We start from the raw sequence: 22,596 nt of genomic DNA, 5'->3' as shown, positions 1-22,596 counted from the left end.
CGCTTTCCTTTCTCTCTGATAAAAAAGACATATGGCCGCCATTCTTCATTTCCTGCTGGCGCTGGTGGTGATTTTCGCCCTTGCGCTGCTGGTCAGTCATGACCGTAAACAGATTCGTCTGCGCTTTATTGTTCAACTGATTGTGGTGGAAGCCGCGTTGGGTTGGTTCTTCCTTCACTCTGCCGGAGGTCTGGCGCTGGTCAGCTCGTTCGCCGGTTTCTTTGAGACGCTGCTGGGCTTTGCCGCACAGGGCACAGAGTTTGTGTTTGGCGGAATGAGCAAACAGGGGCTGGCATTTATCTTCCTTGGCGTGCTTTGCCCGATTGTCTTTATTTCAGCGCTGATCGGCATATTACAGCACTGGCGTATTCTGCCCCTGCTGATCCGTATTTTCGGGACACTGCTGTCGAAGATTAACGGCATGGGCAAGCTGGAGTCGTTTAACGCCGTCAGCACACTGATTCTGGGTCAGTCAGAAAACTTTATCGCCTATAAAGGGATTCTGGGCGATATCCCGCCGCGCCGTCTCTACACCATGGCAGCGACCGCGATGTCCACCGTTTCGTTGTCGATTGTCGGGGCTTATATGTCGATGATTGAACCGAAGTATGTGGTTGCGGCCCTGCTGCTTAACATGTTCAGCACCTTTATTATCCTGTCGATCATCAACCCGATGGAAAGCCGGGATGAGCAGCCTATCGCGCTGGAAAAGCTGCATGAAGAGCAGAGCTTCTTTGAGATGCTGGGCGAGTACATACTTGCCGGTTTCAAAGTTGCGATGATCATTCTGGCGATGCTGATTGGCTTTATTGCCCTGATTGCTGCCGTGAACGCGGTGTTTGCGGCGGTGTTCGGCTACAGCTTCCAGCAGCTGCTCGGCTATCTGTTCTATCCACTGGCCTGGCTAATTGGTATTCCCAAAGCCGATGCCCTGCAGGCAGCCAGCATCATGGCGACCAAGCTGGTTGCGAATGAATTTGTGGCGATGATTGAACTGCAGAAAGTCGCGTCGAGCATGAGTGCGCGCGGGCTGGGTATTCTGTCGGTGTTCCTGGTCTCCTTTGCTAACTTTGCCTCGATCGGCATTGTAGCGGGCGCAATAAAAGGCCTGAACGAGAAACAGGGAAATGTGGTTTCCCGGTTTGGCTGGAAGCTGGTCTATGGCTCCACGCTGGTCAGCCTGCTCTCTGCGGCCTTTGCGGGCCTGTTTATCTGATGATTCAACGGGCGGCAGTGCTGCCGCCCGCTTTCGCCCTAGAATCCGACACAGACGGGCGCATCTACCCGCATCACCGACTCCTGATCAAACCGTTTTTTGTAGAGATTGCGTAACGCCTCAATATCCTGATTGGTGGCGTGATCGATACCATGGATGAGCATCAATGCCTTACTGTTCTCTCGTGCCAGCTTACCGTTCTCGCCCAGCCACTGACCTTTAGCGTCATAGACCGACAATCCCGCTTTGAAACGTGGCGTGACTTCGTTATCTACGAAGTTCATCCAGTCGAGTGAACTCACACTGCCGCCATCTGGCTTGCTTAGTCCAAACCACAACGTGGTCTGCATCATCATATCGCCACCCGCACAGATGGGTTGCGGTTTAGTCGGCGGCGCGTGGCGAATCTGGCAACCCGCCAGCAGCAGCGCCATCACAACAGGAAGAGCAATAACGCGAGACATAGATTAGTCATCCTCACAAGGGGTCAGCGTTCATCATAAGTGGCTGTCACTAAAAGCGGAAATGGTTCGTTATTTTCCTGTGAGACGCTTATGCCTGTTATGCCGTGGCTCGCCTCGCTATACTTCACCCATCTTTCCGCAAATGAGTACCGCTTATGATCCGCAGTATGACCGCTTATGCCCGCCGTGAAGCCAAAGGCGAATGGGGCAGCGCCGCCTGGGAGCTGCGTTCCGTTAACCAGCGTTATCTGGAAACTTATATCCGTCTGCCGGAGCAGTTTCGTGGGCTGGAGCCGGTTATCCGCGAGCGCATTCGCCAGCGTCTGACGCGCGGTAAAATTGAGTGCAACCTGCGTTATGATGCCGATCCCAGCGCGCAGGGCGAGCTGATGCTCAATGAAACGCTGGCTAAACAGCTGGTGCAGGTTGCCAACTGGGTAAAAATGCAGAGCGATGAAGGCGCGATTAATCCGCTGGATATTCTGCGCTGGCCGGGTGTGATGTCTGCGCAGGAGCAGGATCTGGATGCTATCAACACGCAGTTATTACAGGCACTGGATGGTGCGCTGGATGATTTTATTGCGGCACGTGAAAGCGAAGGCACTGCACTGAAAGCGATGATTGAGCAACGTCTGGAAGGCGTCTCACAGGAAGTCAGCAAAGTGCGCGCGCAGATGCCTGAAGTGATTAAATGGCAGCGTGAGCGTCTGGTCGCCAAGCTGGAAGATGCTGAAGTCCAGCTGGAAAACAATCGCCTTGAGCAGGAACTGGTGATGATGGCGCAGCGTGTCGACGTCTCTGAAGAGCTGGATCGTCTGGATGCGCACGTGAAAGAGACCTACAACATCCTGAAAAAGAAAGAGGCCGTTGGCCGCCGTCTCGATTTCATGATGCAGGAGTTCAATCGTGAGTCGAATACGCTGGCATCAAAGTCGATTAACGCAGAAATCACCACTTCAGCGATCGAACTAAAAGTGCTGATTGAACAGATGCGCGAGCAGATTCAGAATATTGAGTAATTTCTACCCAACAAAGCGCTCGCAGCAGCGCTTTGTTACCCCTTTCAGCTGCTATCAGCACTTAAAGCATTAGCGCCTTCCGCCACAATTAATCGCTTTTTCAGCGCAGCCAGCATCAGAATCAGGTAAAGATAAATAAATAATCATTTCCAGACTGTTCCTGAAATGGCCTCGCTTACAATTAAAGCCTTCTTCAGGATTCGATTAAGATATTGAAAAGTAAAGATTTTATAGGATTAATGTATTTTTACAGCCGGTATTAACGCCTCTCCATGAAACAGGTCAATCCTGTAGATTCCGGAGTTTCCCTTTCTTTGAAGGCACTTTTTGATAAAGTACTGGTCGAAATCAGTACAGCCGTACCGCTTTAAGACTCATGGAAGTGCTCTTTATGCGATACTTCCCCCTATTCCATGAAGGTTGTTAATGAAAAACAACGGAAAATTTAGCAGTTCGCTGCTGCATCCGCGTTATTGGTTTACCTGGTTTGGCCTTGGTGTGCTCTGGCTTCTGGTCCAGCTTCCCTATCCTGTTCTTATGCGTCTCGGTACCGGCGCGGGCAAAATTTCCCGTCATTTCCTGCAGCGCCGCGAACGCATCACCCGACGGAACATCGAACTCTGCTTCCCGGGCATCAGCGAAGAAAAAACAGAGCATATGATTGCCGGCAACTTTGCGTCGCTGGGCATGGCCCTGGCTGAAACCGGTATTGCCTGGTTCTGGTCTGACCGTGCAGTAAGACGTCTGTTTAAAGTATCGGGAATGGAAAACCTGCATGCTGCGCAGAAAGAAAATCGTGGTGTGATGCTGATTGGTGTGCATTTCATGTCACTGGAACTGGGTGGCCGCATCAGCGGACTCTGTCAGCCAATGATGGCGATGTACCGCCCCCACAATAACCAGGCGATGGAATATGTGCAGACTAAAGGTCGGATGCGCTCTAATAAAGCGATGATCGACCGTCGTGATCTACGCGGTATGGTTAATGCCCTGAAACAGGGTGAATCGGTCTGGTTTGCGCCTGACCAGGATTACGGCCCTAAAGGCAGCACCTTTGCGCCGCTGTTTGCAGTGGAAAAAGCCGCCACCACTAACGGGACGTTTGTTCTGTCGCGTCTGGCGAAGCCAGCGATGGTGCCGATTATGCTGATTCGTAATCCAGGAAATGATGGCTACCACTTGATCATCGAACCGATGCTGGAAAATTACCCTCATACGGACGAGGCTGCTGCTGCAGCTTATATGAACAAAGTGATCGAAAATCAGATTCTGCGTGCGCCCGAACAATATCTCTGGCTGCACCGTCGCTTCAAAACCCGCCCACCGGGTGAAAAATCGCTCTACGTCTGAGTTAACTGATAAAGCAGGCCACGCGCCTGCTTTATTGTTTTTATCTGCTGATCCCCTCATGCGTTACGTCCGCTTCCTCTGTCCCAATAACTTCAGCTATTCAGCACACCTGTTCTGCGGCAGGCAGGCTGGTATCAGAGAGGTAATTAAGGAATGATGAATCCTCTTACCTCGTGAAATGCCGGACAATCTTATGAATATCAACGATACACAGCAGTGGCAGCGCCCGCTGATTGATGATCGCCTTACGCCCTATATTGAAGTAGATGCACATCGCCTGGAGCATAACCTGCAGTATATGCAGCGCAAAGCCAGTGCCGCTGGCGCCACACTGCGTCCGCATATCAAAACACATAAAAGCGTCTGGATTGCACAGCGTCAGATTGCGTCCGGCGCACAGGGTATTACCGTCTCTAAACCCAGCGAAGGCATCAGTTTCATTCAGGGTGGCGTTAGTGATTTGCTGTTGGCCTATCCGGTTGTACACCCGCAAAGCGTGGCAGAATTACTGCGCCTCGCCGTGCTTCACCGGGTCAGACTCACCCTGATTGCGGACAGACTGCAGGGTGTGGCAGCGATTGCTGAGGCCAGTCAGCAGCAACCAGAATGCGAACTGGCGGTGGCGATTAAAGTTGATGTTGGATTACATCGGATTGGCGTTAATCCAGATACAGATGAAGCGGTGCTGATTGCCCAGGCGCTGCAGGACAAAGGGTTACGCTTTGCCGGATTAGTGTCGCATGCGGGTCACGCTTATGGTGCCGGTAACGCTGCGGCCATTGCCGATGTGGCGCGGCAGGAAACAACACTGATGCAGCGAGTAAAGGCAAAACTGCAGGCTGCTGGGTTTACTGACTGCCCACTCTCAGTAGGTTCAACGCCTACCGCGCTGGCAGCAGACATTGCGCCCTGTATTAATGAAATCAGGCCCGGCAACTATGCCCTGCTGGATCTCACTGCCTGCCGCCTTGGGTTGAGTCACGTGGATCAGCTGGCAATGAGTGTCATTACACGCGTGGTCGCGGTGAACGAACATTTTGCGATTGTGGATGCCGGGTCGAAAATGCTGAGTTCGGATAAAGGACCGCATGGCACCAACGCCAGCGGCTTTGGTATTGCAGCTGACGAAGCGGGCCACACATATGAGGTGACGAAGTTATCGGAGGAGCACGGTTTTCTGCTTTATCAGGATCGCCGCCCGGAAGTCGGCACATTGCTGCGTATCTTCCCGAATCACAGTTGCGCAGTTATGGCCCAGTCAGATGGCTTTATACTTCGTTACACCAGCGGTCATAGCGAAGAGCATACAATTTCTGCGCGCGGCAATTTCATCTGAATCAAAGACAGACAGCCTCATCCGTTGTCTGTCGTTTGTACGAAACCCTGTCAACACCACACTTCTGCTGTAACAACGTTTTAACAAGCCTGGGCCCATGCTTTAATGCCTTTTTAGCCTATCTACCGGAGGTTACATGCTCTCCTCGCGCACTCTGAGCCTGACAATTCCACGTCAGTGGTTAGATCTTTATGAAACTATCTGGAAGCCAGAATTTTTCCCTAAGTGGGCTTCCGGGCTGACACAAAGCGCACTGGAACCCGATGGCAACCGCTGGCGTGCTAAAGGCCCTCAGGGCAATGTGAAGATCCGGTTCTCACCCTATAATCCGTTTGGCGTTATGGATCACTGGATTGATAGCGGCTCAGGAAAGGAGATCTACGTGCCGATGCGCGTGATAGCTAACGAACAGGGCGCCGAAGTGATCGTAACGGTTTTTCGCCAGCCATTTACTTCAGATGAGCGATTTAAGCTTGATATTGAATGGGTTAGCAGCGATCTGGAGAAACTCAACCAGCTTCTGACACAATAGATCAATGACTTAGCTCGCTTTTTTCTCTGTACTTATCACTGGTCGTTAATGAAAAAAAATAGAAAAAATTCTAACAATAAAGCATAAAGCGCTTATCTGATTACTCACCCCCATTACATATTTACCACAACCCGTGCTTAAGAATCGCTGCCAGGAAAATTCCTGGCAAATGCCCCTGACAGAGAGGTAGATCCCCTGATTTCAGGCCTCCTGACCTTGCATGTGAACACTTTCTTTCCAACGCATACATTAATCATCAACAATTGTTTATTACTGCTCTGCTGGGGATTTAATATTTATCATGCATAGAGTGAAACCATTTATTTCTGTTGTCGCGTAATCAGACTTTTCTTATGGTGTTAAATTAAATAAAACAATGTATAAATCATTCCACACACAGCAATACCCATAATGATAAAGCAGGAAAAAAGTCATGGACCGCTCAACGTATCCTTAGTTGTCACAAAAAGAATGCGTTGAGATTGCCGCAAGGATGCTGGCTGGAGAATATAAAACTACAACAGGATTTATTCGTGATCTGGCGGGATTCTTATTAGCTGCATGGGATCCCGCCATGACACGAAACAGAGAATTTACCAGGGATAGCTTTTATTTATCCGGGCATCATTTGATTGAACACATAATAACATGGCAAGCCTCGAGAGGTTTTAAGGGCTTCGGCCGGAAAAATTGCACTAACTAACGGTGTCACAGCAACCCCTACTTGCCGTTACACAACTATTTAATTCTCACAGAGTCGATGGACTCTAACGAGTATATTATGGCAATACGTGAAAGCAGTCTTAATAGCGCAAAATGGTCTCTGCTCTCCTCAATCAAAATTATTGGCATCGGCGTACTGCAGCTCTCATTGCTGGCGCAGATACTGCAGGCGAATGAACTGAACCTGCTGGCGATTGCCGTGATTGCTCTGCTGGCAATCGACACTCTGGCCGATCGCGGCTTCTCCAATACGCTGATCCGCCGCTGCATGCTCTCTATCAATGATCTCTCCACGATCTATTGGGGTAATATGTTGATGGGTATCGCTGTGTTTGGTCTGTTATTTACGGCCAGCCACCTGCTGAACAGCCTGTTTGATCAACCGCAACTGGCATTAATGCTGCAGATGGTCTCAGTGGTGTTTATTATCATCCCACAGGGCCAGCATTACCGTGCGATATTACAGCGCGAAAAACAATATACCCGTATCGCTTTTGCTGAAACGTCCTCAGTATTAGCCGGGCTTGCGGTAACCTTATTTACCGTCTGGCTGACACCTTCAGTATTATGTGCGATTTGGGGTTACCTTGCGATGGCCTCTATTCGCATGCTGATTTACTGCTACTATGGTCGTTCATGGTTTCAGCCGGAATACCACTTTAGTCTGAATGCGTTTACTAAAGTGCGTGCAAGAAACAAATAATAAAATAAGTCTGTATGGTGGGCTCTGAGCATCCGAAATGATGCGTTGGCGTGCTGTTAACCAGCACGCCTTTTCTTTTTTTAAACCTGTCGTTTATTTCCCTGCTGAATTATTTATTTATCCGTTGCATACAGCCTTTTTTATCTCCTTTATAAACTGATTTGCCTCAAGTTCCTGTCTGACGGTTACGGTCAGTCAAGCCCCGCCAGTCCAGAGCCAGATACCATCAGGCGCGATTTACAAACCCGCAGCACACTTTTCCACTCCTTTATCTCATGCGTTTACGGCATCACCTCTGCAAAAAAGACTTTCTATGCCGAAGCCGGGGCTGGCTGGTATAAACTGCGCTCATCCCGGACGCCGATCGCCAGAAAACCTCAGTCGCCGTCTCCTGATCAATGCCGTCGCCTTACCGGAGTCTGCTATGTTACTGACCGTTCTCTATATCATTGGTATTACTGCTGAAGCGATGACAGGTGCGCTGGCAGCGGGTCGCCGCAAAATGGATTTGTTTGGTGTGATTATTATTGCATCAGTGACCGCCATTGGCGGTGGTTCGGTACGCGATATCCTGCTGGGTCACTATCCGCTAGGCTGGGTAAAAAATCCTGAGTACATCATGATTGTTGCGGCAGCGGCAGTGCTTACCACTTTCCTGGCGCCGCTGATGACACACCTGCGCAAAGTGTTCCTGGTTCTGGATGCACTGGGGCTGGTGGTCTTCTCAATTATTGGTGCACAGGTTGCGCTCGATTCCGGACACGCCATGATTATTGCTGCGATAAGCGCGGTGATTACCGGCGTCTTTGGCGGCGTACTGCGCGATATGTTCTGTAATCGCATTCCGCTGGTGTTTCAGAAAGAAATTTATGCCGGTATCGCTTTCGCCTCTGGCTGGATGTATATCCTGCTGCTGAAAACCACGCTGGCGCATGAAGCAGTGATTATCATCACCCTGCTGTTCGGCTTCTCTGCCCGTTTACTGGCGCTGCGCTTCCGCCTCGGGTTGCCCATTTTCAACTACCCCCATCCCGAGCACTGAGGCAGCGGGAATACCCTGCTGTTGCAGGAACGTAATCAGCGCCTGTACGCGGGCATCATGAAACTGCGTAACCAGGCGCTTTGCCAGCGACGCACCGATGCCCGGCAAAGCCTGCCACCCCCCGGCATCCCGCTGCGTTAAGCTCTGCCACTGCTGATCGGGCAGTGACTTCAGGGCCTTTCGTGGCAGTGAAACGCCTAAGGCATCCACCCAGCGACGAAACGGCTGCTGCCGGGTGAGATTAAAGCGATGCCAGAGCTGCCCCGCCCGTTCCGGAGAAAGGCTCGTTGCGGCGGCAATCTGTTCCGGTGTTAACGTCAGCCAGTCGAAAAGATGCGTCACACTGCCGGTTTCCAGTAAGCGAAGCCAGGTGCCACGCTCTACGCCCGGGATATTCAGCACCGTTTTCTGGCTGAGCCAGCGTAATTTTGCCAGTAGCTGCTTCTGGCATTCTGGACTAAAGGTGTAGCAGCTCAACGGGGTATAACGCGACGCGTCGGGAGGCTGAGGATAGTGCCGCTCTGCCACGCGCCAGATTACCCGCTCCAGCCGGGGAATCCCCTGACCCGCCAGACTCAGCGTGATCACATCGCCCGCCACAATATCACTCTCCTGCCAGCGACGAAGCGATCCAACATTGACCCGCCTGACCGTTTTATCATCCAGTTGCACCGGCTGCAGATTAAGTACTGCGGCTATTTTCCCGGTGCGGCCAATGGGAAAATCGACGGAGAGGACTTCAGCGCTGACTTCAGGAGGCTGATATTTCCAGGCAACGGCCCAGGTTCCCTCTCCCGGCAGCCAGTTTTTGCCCGCAGGTCGCAGGCTTTGATGAACCACCACGCCGTCAGTGACAAAGGGCAGCGCAGCATGAAACCAGCGCTCCCGCCAGCGTGCGACGTCCTCTTCATCTTTGATGCTGTAACTCCATTTTGCGGCAACGCCCAGCCCCCATTGGCTGAGTTGTTCAAGGCGTTCTTTCATCGTGGCGGGACCATCAGGCCAGGCCCAGATGAAAACATCGAGCGAATTAAGCAGAGGAACCCGCTGCTTACTCATCATGGCTCCGGCCACCTGTGAGCGCGCATTTTTACCGCCATCAACCGCCTGTTGATGACCAGTCATCAACAGAAATAACTCACCCTGCAGCACAACTTCATCGAGACGGGTTTCGATGTGCAGCGGAATTGCCGGGATCCAGGCGGCTTTAGCCAGCCACTCCTCACCACGCAATCCGTCGCCACGGCTTAACAGCGAGACCAGCCTGCCGTGGCGATACACCAGTGAAACAGCAATACCATCAACTTTCGGCTGCACCCAGAGATCGTGCCGCCCCTGCATCCAGTAAGCCAGTGCCAGCTTGTTGTGCATCTTTTTTACGCCAGTATGGGCGACCGGATGCAGGTGCTTACCATTGCCCGGCAGTTGCGGTGCGTAAGCCATCGGAGAAGAGCTAAAGCAGTGCTGCCACTGATTCAGGCGCTGCTGCAGCGCGTCATAATCAGCGTCAGCCACCGGACTCTGCCCTTGTCGATAATAAGCGTCATCCCAGTGTTGCAGTTGTTGTTGCAGATGATGGATCTCTTCTGTCGCCCGGGTGGGTGTCCAGACCGGACAAACGGCGCTATGCGCAGGCCATAGGGCAAACCAAAGAACAACCGCAAACAGCGGCCAGCCGAATCCTTTCATAATCTCTCCTCTGACGTTTTGCTGTATTCAATATTAATGAGTTAGCGTCAGCCAGGAGTGATGTTAGGTTTCGGAAGGGAGGCCGTAGCAATAAAGGTTTAATTACAGCGGTCCGACAGTGATTTGCGCGCAGATGCGCAAAAGATTGGGTGTTGTCGCTGCGCAAACGCTGCGTGGCAATGGGAAGCTGTGTATACTGTGCAGGAAATCGACTCCGCTTTTAATCAATTCAAGAAAATCATGGCTCAAGGCACGCTCTATATTGTTTCTGCTCCCAGCGGTGCAGGAAAATCCAGCCTGATTCAGGCTCTGTTAAAGACCCAGCCGTTGTATGACACGCAGGTCTCTGTTTCGCACACGACGCGCGGTATGCGTCCGGGTGAAACCCATGGCGAACATTACTTTTTCGTTGAGAAACATGAATTTGAGCAGATGATCGCGGAAGACGCTTTCCTCGAACATGCCAGAGTTTTCGACAACTACTACGGTACGTCACGCCATGCTATTGAGCAGGTGCTGGCAACCGGCGTTGACGTGTTTCTCGACATTGACTGGCAGGGCGCGCAGCAAATCCGCGCTAAAATGGCTGGCGCACGCAGCATCTTTGTTTTGCCGCCTTCGAAAGAAGAGCTCGATCGCCGTCTGCGCGGTCGTGGCCAGGACAGCGAAGAAGTGATCGCGCGTCGCATGGCTCAGGCAGTAGCGGAAATGAGCCACTACGCCGAGTATGATTATTTAATTGTGAATGATGATTTCGATCTGGCGCTGTCCGATCTGAAAACCATTATTCGCGCAGAACGTCTGCGTATGGCGCGCCAGAAGGCGCGTCACGATGCGTTAATCAGCAAACTGTTGGCAGTCTGAATACAGTTTCAGTATGATGCGCAGTCATTTCTTCATCTGTGGAGTAGCACACCTATGGCACGCGTAACCGTTCAGGACGCAGTAGAAAAAGTTGGTAATCGTTTTGACCTGGTGTTGGTCGCTGCACGTCGTGCACGTCAGATGCAGGTTGGCGGCAAAGATCCGCTGGTTCCGGAAGAGAACGATAAACCTACCGTTATCGCCCTGCGCGAGATCGAAGAAGGTTTGGTCACCAATCAGATTTTAGATGTGCGTGATCGTCAGGAACAGCAAGAGCAGGAAGCCGCTGAGTTACAGGCCGTTACCGCTATCGCTGAAGGTCGTCGTTAACAGCCACCTGCAGGTCGCCCTTGTATCTGTTTGAAAGTCTCAATCAACTGATTGAAAAATACTTGCCAGAGGAGCAGATCAAGCGCCTCCAGCAAGCCTACCTTGTCGCACGTGATGCCCACGAGGGACAGACACGCTCCAGCGGTGAGCCTTATATCACCCATCCTGTTGCCGTGGCCTGTATTCTGGCGGAAATGAAGCTCGACCATGAAACCCTCATGGCCGCGCTGCTGCATGACGTGATCGAAGATACGCCTGCCACTTATCAGGACATGGAACAGCTGTTCGGTAAAAGTGTGGCAGAGCTGGTCGAAGGCGTTTCCAAGCTGGATAAGCTGAAGTTCCGCGACAAGAAAGAAGCGCAGGCAGAAAACTTCCGCAAGATGATTATGGCGATGGTGCAGGATATCCGCGTCATTCTCATCAAGCTGGCTGACCGCACCCACAATATGCGCACCCTTGGTGCATTACGCCCGGACAAGCGTCGCCGTATCGCGCTGGAAACGTTAGAGATTTACAGTCCGCTGGCGCACCGACTGGGTATTCACCATCTTAAAACAGAGCTGGAAGAGCTTGGTTTTGAGGCACTTTATCCGAATCGTTATCGGGTAATTAAAGAGGTGGTGAAAGCCGCACGCGGTAATCGTAAAGAGATGATCCAGAAGATTCTTTCTGAGATCGATGGCCGTTTGCAGGAAGCGGGCATTCCCTGCCGCGTCAGCGGTCGCGAAAAGCATCTTTACTCGATCTACCGCAAAATGACGCTGAAAGAGCAGCGTTTTCACTCGATCATGGATATCTATGCCTTTCGCGTCATCGTGAAAGATCTGGATACCTGCTATCGCGTTCTGGGCCAGATGCACAGCCTGTATAAGCCGCGCCCGGGCCGCGTTAAAGATTACATCGCCATCCCCAAAGCTAACGGCTATCAATCCCTCCATACTTCGATGATCGGTCCGCACGGCGTGCCGGTTGAAGTGCAGATTCGCACCGAGGATATGGATCAGATGGCGGAAATGGGGGTCGCTGCGCACTGGGCTTATAAACAGGCGGGCGAAAGTGGCACCACCGCACAGATTCGCGCTCAGCGCTGGCTACAAAGCCTGCTGGAACTACAGCAGAGTGCGGGCAGCTCCTTTGAATTTATTGAAAGCGTGAAGTCCGATCTCTTCCCGGATGAGATCTACGTCTTTACGCCTGAAGGCCGCATTGTTGAGCTGCCAACCGGTGCGACACCGGTAGACTTCGCCTATGCGGTTCACACCGATATTGGCCATGCCTGCGTCGGCGCACGCGTTGATCGCCAGCCTTATCCGCTGTCGCAATCCCTGACCAGCGGTCAGACGATTGAGATCATCACCGCGCCGGGCGCCCGTCCTAACGCTGCCTGGCTCAACTTTGTCGTCAGTTCCAAAGCCCGCGCCAAAATTCGCCAGCTGCTGAAAAACCTCAAGCGTGAAGACTCCGTCAATCTGGGTCGCCGCCTGCTCAGTCATGCGCTGGGCGGAAGCCGAAAACTGGCTGAAATTCCACCTGAGAATATCAGGCAGGAGCTGGATCGTATGAAGCTGACCTCGCTTGACGATCTGCTGGCGGAAATCGGTCTGGGCAATGCGATGAGCGTGGTGGTGGCGAAGAACCTGCTGCAGTCTGACAGCAACGTCATCAGCAGTAACAGCAAGCGGGGTAAACTGCCAATCAAAGGCGCAGATGGCGTGTTGATTACCTTCGCCAAATGCTGCCGACCGATTCCTGGTGACCCGATTGTTGCCCATGTCAGTCCCGGCAAAGGTCTGGTGGTGCATCATGAATCCTGTCGGAATATTCGTGGTTACCAGAAAGAGCAGGAAAAATTCATGCCGGTCGAGTGGGATATCGTCACCGAGCAGGAGTTCGTGGCGGAAATTAAAGTCGACATGTTTAACCATCAGGGCGCGCTGGCTAATCTGACGGCAGCAATCAACACGGCCGGTTCCAATATTCAGAGCCTGAATACTGAAGAGCGTGATGGCCGCGTCTACAGTGCTTTCATCCGCCTGACCGCACGTGATCGCGTCCATCTGGCGAATATCATGCGTAAAATTCGCGTGATGCCCGATGTGATCAAAGTCCACCGTAACCGTAATTAGGCATGAACGATCAACGTTTTGCCCGAATTCAGGCGATGCTGGCACTCCGCCAGCACGACCTGACGGTCTGCATGGAGCAGGTGCATAAGCCACATAATGTTTCAGCGGTGATCCGCACAGCTGACGCTGTCGGCATCCATGAAGTGCATGCCGTCTGGCCGAGCCAGCGGATGCGTACTCAGGCTTCCGCATCTGCCGGAAGCAACAGCTGGGTGAAAGTGGTCACCCATCCCACCATCGGCGATGCCGTAAAACAGTTGAAACAGCAGAAGATGCAGGTTTTAGCCACCCATCTCTCCGCCGATGCTGTGGATTTCCGTGAGATCGATTATACCCTTCCGACCTGCATCCTTATGGGTCAGGAAAAAACCGGCATCACTGAAGAAGCCCTGGCGCTGGCCGATCGGCAGATTGTGATTCCAATGGTAGGTATGGTGCAGTCGCTTAATGTCTCGGTTGCCTGTGCGCTAATCCTCTATGAAGCCCAGCGGCAGCGGCAGAACGCTGGTCTTTACCTGCGCGATTACAGCCTGCTGGATGAAGATGAACAGCAACGCCTGCTGTTCGAAGGTGGATTCCCGGTGCTGGCGCGGGTCGCAAAGCAGAAAGGTCTACCTTATCCGCGCATTAATGCACAGGGTGAAGTCGACGCCGACCCCACCTGGTGGGCAACCATGCAGTCGACGGGTAAAAGAAGATGAAAGGCCGTCTGCTGGATGCCATCCCGCTCAGTACCCTGACCGGCGTCGGTGCCAGCCAGGCAGCTAAACTGGCCAAAATTGACCTGCACACCATTCAGGATCTCCTGCTCCATCTCCCCCTTCGCTACGAAGATCGCACCCAACTCTATGCCATTGACGATCTGCTGCCCGGTATCTGGGCCACAGTAGAAGGCGAAGTGCTGCACACTGATATCACCTTTGGGCGCCGCCGGATGATGGTGTGCCAGATCAGCGATGGTAGCGGCGTACTGACGATGCGCTTTTTTAATTTCAATGCCGGGATGAAGAACAACCTGTCGCCGGGACGTCGCGTTACCGCCTATGGTGAGATTAAGCGCGGTCAGCGTGGCGCTGAGATTATTCATCCTGAATACCGTATTCAGGGTGAACAGAGCAATGTGGCGCTGGAAGAGACCTTAACGCCGGTTTATCCCACCACCGAAGGCATTCGACAGGCCACACTGCGTAATCTCACTGACCAGGCACTCACGCTGCTGGAAAGCTGCCCGATTGCCGAGCTGTTGCCGAAGGAGTTAAGCGGCGGCTTAATCAGTCTGCCTGATGCGCTGCGCACACTGCATCGTCCGCCGCCCGATCTCAGACTCAGCGAGCTGGAAAGTGGACGTCATCCGGCACAGCGCAGATTAATTCTGGAAGAGCTGCTGGCGCACAACCTCAGCATGCTGGCGGTGCGCGCCGGTGCTCAGCGCTATTACGCATTGCCGATGCCGCCGCGACACAATCTCAGTGATCAGCTGCTGGCCGCGCTGCCTTTCTCACCAACCAATGCGCAGAAACGCGTGGTAGCGGAGATAGAGAAAGATCTGGCCAATGATTTCCCGATGATGCGACTTGTGCAGGGCGACGTCGGCTCGGGTAAGACACTGGTTGCTGCGCTCTCTGCGCTGAATGTTATCGCCCATGGCAAGCAGGTTGCGCTGATGGCGCCGACCGAACTGCTGGCTGAACAGCATGCCAGTAACTTGCGCCAGTGGTTTGCGCCACTGGGGATTGACGTGGGCTGGCTGGCCGGAAAACAGAAAGGCAAAGCCCGCCAGGCACAGCAGGAAGCGATAGCCAGCGGTCAGGTGGCGATGGTCGTGGGCACACACGCTCTTTTTCAGGAGCAGGTACAGTTCAATCGTCTGGCGCTGGTCATTATTGATGAGCAGCACCGCTTCGGCGTCCACCAGCGACTGGCCTTGTGGGAAAAAGGCGAGGAGCAGGGTTTCCATCCGCATCAGCTGATCATGACCGCCACACCTATTCCGCGCACCCTGGCGATGACCGCTTACGCTGATCTCGATACCTCAACCATCGATGAGCTGCCGCCGGGACGTACTCCGGTGACCACCGTGGCCATCCCCGATACCCGACGTGACGAGATTGTGGCACGTGTTGAGCATGCCTGCCGCGAAGGGCGTCAGGCCTACTGGGTCTGCACGCTGATTGAAGAGTCAGAACTACTGGAAGCACAGGCGGCAGAAGCCAGCTGGGAATCCCTGAAAACCGCGCTGCCCGACTTAAACATCGGACTGGTGCATGGCCGTATGAAGCCTGCGGAAAAACAGGCGGTAATGCAGGCGTTTAAAGCGAATGAACTCCAGCTGCTGGTCGCGACGACCGTGATTGAGGTCGGCGTGGACGTGCCGAATGCCAGCCTGATGATTATCGAAAACCCTGAGCGATTAGGGCTGGCGCAGCTGCATCAGTTGCGAGGCCGTGTGGGTCGTGGTGCTGTGGCATCGCACTGTGTGCTGCTCTACAAAGCGCCGCTGAGCAAGACAGCGCAGAAGCGTTTGCAGGTGCTGCGCGACAGCAATGACGGCTTTGTTATTGCCCAGTTCGATCTGGAGATTCGCGGACCGGGTGAACTGCTGGGTACACGTCAGACCGGTAACGCCGAATTTAAAGTGGCCGACCTGCTGCGCGATGCGGCGATGGTGCCAGAAGTTCAGCGTGTGGCGCGCCACATCCACCAGCACTATCCCGAGCAGGCCAGCGCCCTGATCGAACGCTGGCTGCCAGAGAACACCCGTTTTACCAACGTCTGAATGATATCCCTTCGAGTCGGCTTTCATATCCATGCCGGGCAAACGATTGCTTTTGCCCGGCGGATGATTACAATCGCCACATTATTTTTTGGGAAGAACAGACGATGTCCACCAATCCTCAGCCAGACCAGCCTTCCGCCACGCAAAGCGAACTGATTTATCGTCTTGAAGATCGTCCACCTCTGCCGCAAACATTGTTTGCCGCGGGTCAGCATCTGCTGGCGATGTTTGTTGCGGTTATCACACCCGCCATTCTGATCTGTCAGGCGCTGGGCCTGCCCGCAGAAGATACCCGGCACGTTATCAGCATGTCGCTGTTTGCTTCGGGCGTGGCATCACTGCTGCAAATCAAAACCTGGGGGCCGGTGGGTTCGGGCCTGCTGTCGATTCAGGGCACCAGCTTCAACTTCGTCACGCCTTTGATAATGGGTGGTATGGCGCTGAAAAATGGCGGCGCTGACGTGCCCACCATGATGGCGGCGCTATTTGGCACGCTGATGGTGGCTTCCTGTACCGAAATGGTGCTGTCACGCGTATTGCATCTGGCTCGCCGGATTATTACGCCACTGGTTTCCGGTATCGTGGTGATGATTATTGGGCTGTCACTGATTCAGGTGGGACTGACCTCAATTGGCGGCGGTTTCAGCGCGATGAACGACCATACCTTTGGCGCGCCAAAAAATCTGATGCTGGCCGGCGCCGTGCTGCTGGTGATCGTGCTACTTAACCGGCAGAAGAACCCCTACCTGCGCGTTGCCTCCCTGGTGATTGCGATGGCCGTGGGCTATCTGCTGGCCTGGGCGATGGGCATGCTGCCTGCAGCCGGTATCCCCGATAATCAGCCGCTGATTGTAGTGCCGACCCCGCTCTATTACGGACTGGGATTCGACTGGAATCTCCTCATCCCGCTGATGCTGGTGTTTATGGTGACCTCCCTGGAAACCATCGGTGATATCACCGCCACTTCGGATGTGTCAGAGCAGCCAGTCAGCGGCCCCCTCTATATGAAACGCCTGAAAGGCGGCGTGCTGGCTAACGGCCTCAACTCTTTTGTCTCCGCGCTGTTTAATACCTTCCCTAACTCCTGCTTTGGTCAGAACAATGGTGTGATTCAGTTAACCGGCGTAGCCAGCCGCTACGTGGGCTTTGTTGTTGCGCTGATGCTGATTGTGCTGGGGCTGTTCCCGGCGGTGAGCGGTCTGGTGCAGATGATCCCTGAACCGGTACTCGGCGGCGCAACCATTGTGATGTTCGGTACCATCGCCGCCTCGGGTGTTCGCATTGTGTCACGTGAGCCGCTTAACCGCCGCGCCATTATGATTATCGCGCTGTCACTGGCGGTGGGCCTGGGCGTTTCCCAGCAGCCGCTGATCCTGCAGTTTGCGCCTGACTGGCTGAAAACCCTGCTCTCTTCAGGCATTGCGGCGGGCGGCATTACCGCAATCGTGCTTAACCTGATTTTTCCGCAAGAGAAGTAAGGCCACAGGCAGGCTTCGGCCTGCCTGCTAATTATTCGGATTTACATCCAGGCTGTTGAGCTGTAACGGTAATTCAGGCATAACAACCTCTCACCGGATTTAACTCGGGAAGGATGCTATGAAATTTCTTGGAAAGTTTTTCCTCACCTTACTTTTGCTGCTGCTTTTCACCCTGGTCGTGATCTATGTACTGCTGCAGACACAGTGGGGTGCAGGCTGGTTTAGCCGTTGGGTGAGCGACAAAACCGAATGGCATCTCTCCCTGAGTAAAATTGAACACAATTTCTCCTCTCCCTCTCACATCATTCTGGATGACTTCAGCTTTGGTCATGATGGGCAGCCTGCAGTGCTGGTGGCGAAACGTGTTGATCTCGGTCTGGCACTGATTCAGTTCAGCGATCCGTTCCATTTCAGCAGTCTTGAGCTGCGCGATGGAGAAGTCAATCTGGCCAATCTCGCACCAGGCAGCGCGCTACCGATTCAGGCCGATCGCCTGCAACTTAATAATATGCGCATCGACAGCCCCAACAGCGCATTACCGCTGTTTGCTCAGCAGGTTAATGGCGGCATTTTGCCGTGGAAACCCACAGCCCTGGATATGCTGGGTCGCGATGCCCGTTTCCAGATGAGTGCAGGCAGCATGACGCTGAATAAGGTACCGGGTGAAAACGTCCTGATTCAGGGGAGTGTTTCTCAGGGGCGGATGCGCTTTGACAATATTGGTGCCGATCTGGCGCGTGGCTCCATGACCGGTAACGGTGAGCGCGATGCCCAGGGCAACTGGAAAATTAATCAGCTGCGACTGAACGACATTCGTCTGCAGACCACCAGCAGCCTGAAAGATTTCCTGCATAGCCTGCAGGTTGTTCCCTCTATTGCCATTACACGACTCGACATGACCGACGCCCGTCTGCAGGGGCCTGACTGGGCGGTGACGGATCTGGATCTGACACTGAGAAACGTTAGCTGGCAGGGAGATGACTGGCAGAGTAACGATGGTTCGCTGGCGCTGAATGCCAGCAATTTTATCAACGGTGGATTCGAGCTTAATGATCCCATCGTTAATCTGGACTTCTCCCCGCAGGGTCTGGCGCTGACGCAGTTCAGTTCGCGCTGGGCGAATGGGGTGATTCGGGCTGACGGTGACTGGTCACGCAGCAATAAACGCCTGACGCTGAAAAATCTGGCCGTTGCCGGACTGGAATACACCCTGCCGCAGGACTGGCGTGACCGCTGGCAGGCGACACTGCCTGAGTGGCTGGATAGCGTAGAAGTGACGCGTTTCACCTCTAACCGTAACCTGATTATCGACATCAATCCGGCGTTTCCCTTCCAGCTGACCTCACTGGATGGCTCCGGCGAGAACCTGCTGCTGGCGCAGCAGCATCAGTGGGGGATCTGGTCGGGTAAACTTAGCCTGAACGCGGCAGAGTCGACCTTTAACCGTACCGATCTGCGTCATCCGTCGATTGCGCTGAGTGCGGACCCGCAGCAGATTCAGGTTACCGAGCTGAGTGCGTTCAGTAACAAAGGACTGCTTGAAGGAACGGCTACCGTAGGCCAGCAGCCAGCGCGTCCGCTGACGCTGCAACTGACGGGTCGCGCGGTGCCGGTGAATGTATTGCAGAACTGGGGATGGCCCGCATTGCCATTAACCGGTGACAGCAATATTCAGCTGCAACTGAGCGGCGCATTAGCCGCAGGCCAGCCATTACGCCCGACTGTTAATGGCACGCTGTCGGTGACAACGGACAATCAGCAGGTACAGCAGACCATGCAGGCAGGCCAGGTACATTAACAACATTAAGGGCCGCAGATGCGGCCCTTAATGTTAATTGATACGTGCGCCGGAACCGCCCTCTTCCAGCGGCCCATCCGGATCGGCGGGCAGGACGATATAGACCCCTTCAAACACCGCGCCACACTCATCATTGCCAAAAAGCTCCACCTCAAGCTGCACGCGCGCTTTACGTCCACGCGCCAGACGATCGAGATCGCCACTTAGTGAGCCGAGGTCGGCAATCGCGCCAGGCCGTCCACTGATAGGATGGCTGTAGCGGATGTGTGCATCCGCCAGAATAATGGTACCGCCGAGATGGCGCTCACGCAGCAGCAACCAGATCAATCCCCAGCCGGTCAGCGTTGCCAGCGAGAACAGGCTGCCGGCGAACAGTGTCTGGTGTGGATTCTGGTTGCCGGCTTCCGGCATGGTGGTGATAAATTTCTGGCCGGTAAACTGCAGAATACGGACTCCCATCTTCTCGCTGAGCGGGATGTGATCATACCAGGCCTGCTGCAGCTGCCCGCACCAGTCGGCACGATGCAGGATATCATCGAGCGTGACGACCGGCTTGATCATCAGAAAGTGGCGTACCGGCGTCGTCTGTGGCGCGGTAATCTCGCCCTGGTTGATGTAGCCGAGTTTAGCAAAGAACGCGACAGCATCTTCGCGGGCACTGCAGGTCACCCGCTTAGCCCCTTCCTGACGCGCCACGGACTCCAGGGTCATCGCCATTAGCGTACCCAGCCCTTTCCCCTGCACCGAAGGGTGAACGGCCATGAAACGGATAGCGGCCTCATTATCGGCATTGATATAGAGACGGCCAATGGCAACCGGATCTCCCTGTTCATCAACCACCATCTGATGATGCGCCAGGGCATCCCAGGCATCACGTTCCGATCCCTGTGGCTGACGCAAAGGTTTACGTAACATCTCCCAGCGGAACTGATAATAGATATCCAGCTCTTCCGCCGTCTGTGGCACGCGAAGGTGATACATGTAATGTTTCTCCCGCTCGGATATGTGGCCCGTTCCCTGCCGCTCAGCTGACGATCTCACACCTGCAACCAGAATGTCACAGGACCATCATTCACCAGCGAGACCTGCATGTCTGCAGCAAAACGGCCGTTCGCCGTGGTAATCCCCTGCTGGCGACGACAGTAGTCGCTGAAATAGTTATACAGACGTTCGGCTTCAACAGGCTCAGCACCACCCGAAAATGAGGGGCGCATCCCTTTTTGCGTATCTGCGGCCAGCGTAAACTGCGACACCACCAGCACGCTTCCGCCCGCCTGGCGAACACTCAGGTTCATTTTTCCCTGCTCATCACTAAAGATGCGATAGCCCAGTACGCGTTCTGCGAGACGCTCCGCACGCGCGTTGTCATCCCCCTTTTCCACGCCCAGCAAAACCAGTAACCCGCCACCGATTTCACCAATCACTGTCTGGTCAACGCTGACGCTGGCGCGCTGCACGCGCTGAATCAATGCAATCATGTTTCCTCGCGTTGCTCTTCTCTGTGTTGTTTTTTTAACTCCCGATAGTCGGCGAGCGCGACGGTTATTTCAGCGCCTAACAACACAATACACCAGGTCCAGTAGACCCAGAGAAACAGAATAGGGATCACGGCCAGTACGCCGTAGATCAGCTGATAGGAAGGGAACATAGTAACATAGAGCGCAAAGCCCTTTTTACCCAGCTCAAACAGCGCACCGGCTACCAGCGCGCCAATCAGCGCATCCCGCGGCGGCACACGCTGGGTGGGAACAATACTGTAGAGCAACCAGAAGGCGAGCCACGACAGCAGAAGCGGGAAAATGCGCAGCATCTGATCGACCAGGCTGGTGACGCCAGTCGCATTAATCCACCGTAGCGACAGCAGATAGGAGCTGATCGCCAGGCTGGCACCAGCCAGCAATGGGCCGAGCGTCAGGATCATCCAGTAGACCGCAAAGGAGTAAACCATTGGCCGCTTCTTATTGCTGCGCCAGATGGTATTTAACGCGGTATCGACCGAATGCATCAGCAGTAAGGCGGTCACGATCAGGCCAACCGCCCCGACCGCCGTCATCCGGTTTACGTTAGCCACAAACTGCTCAAGATAGCGTTGCAGCGTGTTACCGGCAGCGGGCATCAGATTGTTGAAGACAAACTGCTTTAACTGCACGCTGATATCAGAGAAGACCGGAAACGCCGCAAACAGAGCAAATACCACTGCAATCAGTGGTACCAGCGCCAGCAGTGAGACATAAGCCAGATTACCGGCCTGGGTCGTCATGCCATCCTCATCAATGCGTTTCCACAACAACCTGAGCCATAACCAGAACGCGTGCAGCCCAGGACGAAATTTACGTGACATCATGAGTTACTGTAAACCTGCAAACCAGCTGGGTACCGTTTTACTGTCAGTAACCAGTACACTTTCAATACCCAGAGCGCGGGCCGCCTCAATATTCTGTGGATTGTCATCAAAGAACACCGTCTGATCGGCAGTCACACCTTCTGCGTCCAGCACATGCTGATAAATCCGGGCTTCCGGTTTACGCATGCCTAACTCCTGAGAGAGATAGATTTTATCTGCCGCCTGCTGCACATCCGGGTACTGGGTCGGCCAGAATTCGCAATGTAGCTTGTTAGTGTTAGAGAGGATAACCACGCGATGACCTTCCAGCCGCAGCCGGTTCATCAGCACCAGGGTTTCCGGCCGCACGTCAACGAAGACAGCCTGCCAGCCCGCCGCGAACTGCTCATAGCTCAGCGCGATTTCGAGCTTCTCACACAGCGCCAGCGCGAAATCTTCATCACTGATCTCGCCACGTTCGTGTTGCTCAAACGCTTCATCCATCTGGAAATGGCCTTGCAGCGAAGCCAGCGGTACACGACTAAAGTCACTCCAGACACCCAGCACGCGGTTAAAGTCGATATCGATAATCACATTGCCCAAATCAAAGATATACAGCATGGTGTCTCTCCTTCTGTTCCCTGGAGTATTCACTCTAGCGGCAAAAGTGCAGGCTGAACAGGCACTCGGGGAGAGAAAAGCGCAAACGGCAGGAGGTGGGTTAAGCGCGCAGCAACTCGCACAAATATTCGCTGGCCCGGCTTGAGAAGCCCGAATTTCAGGCAAAAAAAAGCCCCGCATGCGGGGCTCTTTATCATTTAAAG

At 53.8% G+C, this 22,596-nt stretch carries 20 protein-coding genes; 14 read left to right on the top strand and 6 right to left on the bottom strand.

Annotation, left to right across the window (positions count from 1 at the left end; translation table 11 throughout):
• Positions 1–31: 31 nt before the first annotated feature.
• Positions 32–1,216, top strand: a complete 1,185-nt coding sequence (locus tag HZZ01_RS20130) for a NupC/NupG family nucleoside CNT transporter (protein WP_179899215.1) — start codon at positions 32–34, stop codon at positions 1,214–1,216.
• A gap of 38 nt (positions 1,217–1,254) precedes the next feature.
• On the opposite strand, the gene HZZ01_RS20125 is transcribed toward HZZ01_RS20130, so the two are convergent.
• Entirely contained in the window at positions 1,255–1,680 is a 426-nt protein-coding gene (locus HZZ01_RS20125; RefSeq protein WP_179899214.1) for a DUF3574 domain-containing protein, read from the bottom strand.
• A 155-nt stretch (positions 1,681–1,835) separates the two neighbouring features.
• On the opposite strand from HZZ01_RS20125, the gene HZZ01_RS20120 reads away from it, so the two are divergent.
• From HZZ01_RS20120 to HZZ01_RS20095, 6 genes are all read left to right on the top strand, one after another.
• Positions 1,836–2,699, top strand: a complete 864-nt coding sequence (locus HZZ01_RS20120) for a YicC/YloC family endoribonuclease (protein WP_179899213.1) — start codon at positions 1,836–1,838, stop codon at positions 2,697–2,699.
• A gap of 426 nt (positions 2,700–3,125) precedes the next feature.
• Positions 3,126–4,049, top strand: a complete 924-nt coding sequence (gene lpxP, locus HZZ01_RS20115) for a kdo(2)-lipid IV(A) palmitoleoyltransferase (protein ID WP_179899212.1) — start codon at positions 3,126–3,128, stop codon at positions 4,047–4,049.
• A gap of 193 nt (positions 4,050–4,242) precedes the next feature.
• The gene (locus HZZ01_RS20110; RefSeq protein WP_179899211.1) at positions 4,243–5,385 is read left to right on the top strand and encodes an alanine racemase; all 1,143 of its coding nucleotides are present in this window, start codon (positions 4,243–4,245) and stop codon (positions 5,383–5,385) included.
• A gap of 136 nt (positions 5,386–5,521) precedes the next feature.
• Positions 5,522–5,917, top strand: a complete 396-nt coding sequence (locus tag HZZ01_RS20105) for a polyketide cyclase (RefSeq protein WP_179899210.1) — start codon at positions 5,522–5,524, stop codon at positions 5,915–5,917.
• A gap of 781 nt (positions 5,918–6,698) precedes the next feature.
• On the top strand, positions 6,699–7,343 hold the full coding sequence (locus HZZ01_RS20100) for an oligosaccharide flippase family protein (protein WP_179899209.1): 645 nt from the start codon (positions 6,699–6,701) through the stop codon (positions 7,341–7,343).
• A 424-nt stretch (positions 7,344–7,767) separates the two neighbouring features.
• Positions 7,768–8,385, top strand: a complete 618-nt coding sequence (locus HZZ01_RS20095; RefSeq protein WP_179899208.1) for a trimeric intracellular cation channel family protein — start codon at positions 7,768–7,770, stop codon at positions 8,383–8,385.
• On the opposite strand, the gene ligB is transcribed toward HZZ01_RS20095, so the two are convergent.
• The gene (gene ligB, locus HZZ01_RS20090; RefSeq protein WP_179899207.1) at positions 8,323–10,074 is read right to left on the bottom strand and encodes an NAD-dependent DNA ligase LigB; all 1,752 of its coding nucleotides are present in this window, start codon (positions 10,072–10,074) and stop codon (positions 8,323–8,325) included. The genes HZZ01_RS20095 and ligB overlap by 63 nt on opposite strands.
• A 240-nt stretch (positions 10,075–10,314) precedes the next feature.
• Here ligB and gmk point away from each other — a divergent pair, with 240 nt between their 5' ends.
• The 7 genes from gmk to HZZ01_RS20055 all read left to right on the top strand — a co-directional run bounded on the left by gmk (position 10,315) and on the right by HZZ01_RS20055 (position 19,449).
• The gene (gmk, locus tag HZZ01_RS20085; protein ID WP_179899206.1) at positions 10,315–10,938 is read left to right on the top strand and encodes a guanylate kinase; all 624 of its coding nucleotides are present in this window, start codon (positions 10,315–10,317) and stop codon (positions 10,936–10,938) included.
• Between the two features lie 54 nt (positions 10,939–10,992).
• Positions 10,993–11,268, top strand: a complete 276-nt coding sequence (gene rpoZ / locus HZZ01_RS20080) for a DNA-directed RNA polymerase subunit omega (protein ID WP_003851346.1) — start codon at positions 10,993–10,995, stop codon at positions 11,266–11,268.
• Positions 11,269–11,288: 20 nt separating this feature from the next.
• On the top strand, positions 11,289–13,397 hold the full coding sequence (gene spoT / locus HZZ01_RS20075; protein ID WP_179899205.1) for a bifunctional GTP diphosphokinase/guanosine-3',5'-bis pyrophosphate 3'-pyrophosphohydrolase: 2,109 nt from the start codon (positions 11,289–11,291) through the stop codon (positions 13,395–13,397).
• 2 nt (positions 13,398–13,399) lie between these two features.
• Positions 13,400–14,098, top strand: a complete 699-nt coding sequence (trmH, locus tag HZZ01_RS20070) for a tRNA (guanosine(18)-2'-O)-methyltransferase TrmH (protein WP_179899204.1) — start codon at positions 13,400–13,402, stop codon at positions 14,096–14,098.
• Positions 14,095–16,173 (top strand): ATP-dependent DNA helicase RecG, encoded by a 2,079-nt coding sequence (gene recG / locus HZZ01_RS20065; protein WP_179899203.1) that lies wholly within the window; start codon positions 14,095–14,097, stop codon positions 16,171–16,173. Before trmH ends, recG begins: the two co-directional genes overlap by 4 nt.
• A gap of 104 nt (positions 16,174–16,277) precedes the next feature.
• The gene (locus HZZ01_RS20060; protein ID WP_179899202.1) at positions 16,278–17,651 is read left to right on the top strand and encodes an NCS2 family protein; all 1,374 of its coding nucleotides are present in this window, start codon (positions 16,278–16,280) and stop codon (positions 17,649–17,651) included.
• Between the two features lie 118 nt (positions 17,652–17,769).
• Complete coding sequence (locus tag HZZ01_RS20055) at positions 17,770–19,449, top strand: AsmA family protein (protein ID WP_179899201.1); 1,680 nt, start codon at positions 17,770–17,772, stop codon at positions 19,447–19,449.
• 33 nt (positions 19,450–19,482) lie between these two features.
• Here HZZ01_RS20055 and fabY read toward each other — a convergent pair whose 3' ends face one another.
• From fabY to yihX, 4 genes are read right to left on the bottom strand one after another with little or no spacing between them, the layout of a single operon-like run.
• Positions 19,483–20,430: a fatty acid biosynthesis protein FabY gene (gene fabY, locus HZZ01_RS20050; protein ID WP_090967234.1), complete on the bottom strand. Its 948-nt coding sequence runs from the start codon at positions 20,428–20,430 to the stop codon at positions 19,483–19,485.
• A 56-nt stretch (positions 20,431–20,486) separates the two neighbouring features.
• Positions 20,487–20,927 carry a D-aminoacyl-tRNA deacylase gene (dtd, locus tag HZZ01_RS20045; RefSeq protein ID WP_179899200.1) on the bottom strand — a complete coding sequence of 147 codons (441 nt, stop codon included), beginning with the start codon at positions 20,925–20,927 and terminating at the stop codon, positions 20,487–20,489.
• Entirely contained in the window at positions 20,924–21,793 is an 870-nt protein-coding gene (locus tag HZZ01_RS20040) for a virulence factor BrkB family protein (protein WP_179899199.1), read from the bottom strand. Before HZZ01_RS20040 ends, dtd begins: the two co-directional genes overlap by 4 nt.
• Positions 21,794–21,796: 3 nt before the next feature.
• Positions 21,797–22,393: a glucose-1-phosphatase gene (gene yihX, locus HZZ01_RS20035; RefSeq protein ID WP_179899198.1), complete on the bottom strand. Its 597-nt coding sequence runs from the start codon at positions 22,391–22,393 to the stop codon at positions 21,797–21,799.
• Between the last annotated feature and the right edge of the window lie 203 nt (positions 22,394–22,596).

This window comes from Pantoea sp. WMus005 (genome assembly GCF_013415305.1).
Taxonomy (GTDB): domain Bacteria; phylum Pseudomonadota; class Gammaproteobacteria; order Enterobacterales; family Enterobacteriaceae; genus Pantoea; species Pantoea rara.
This window is presented reverse-complemented; position numbering and strand designations above follow the sequence as displayed.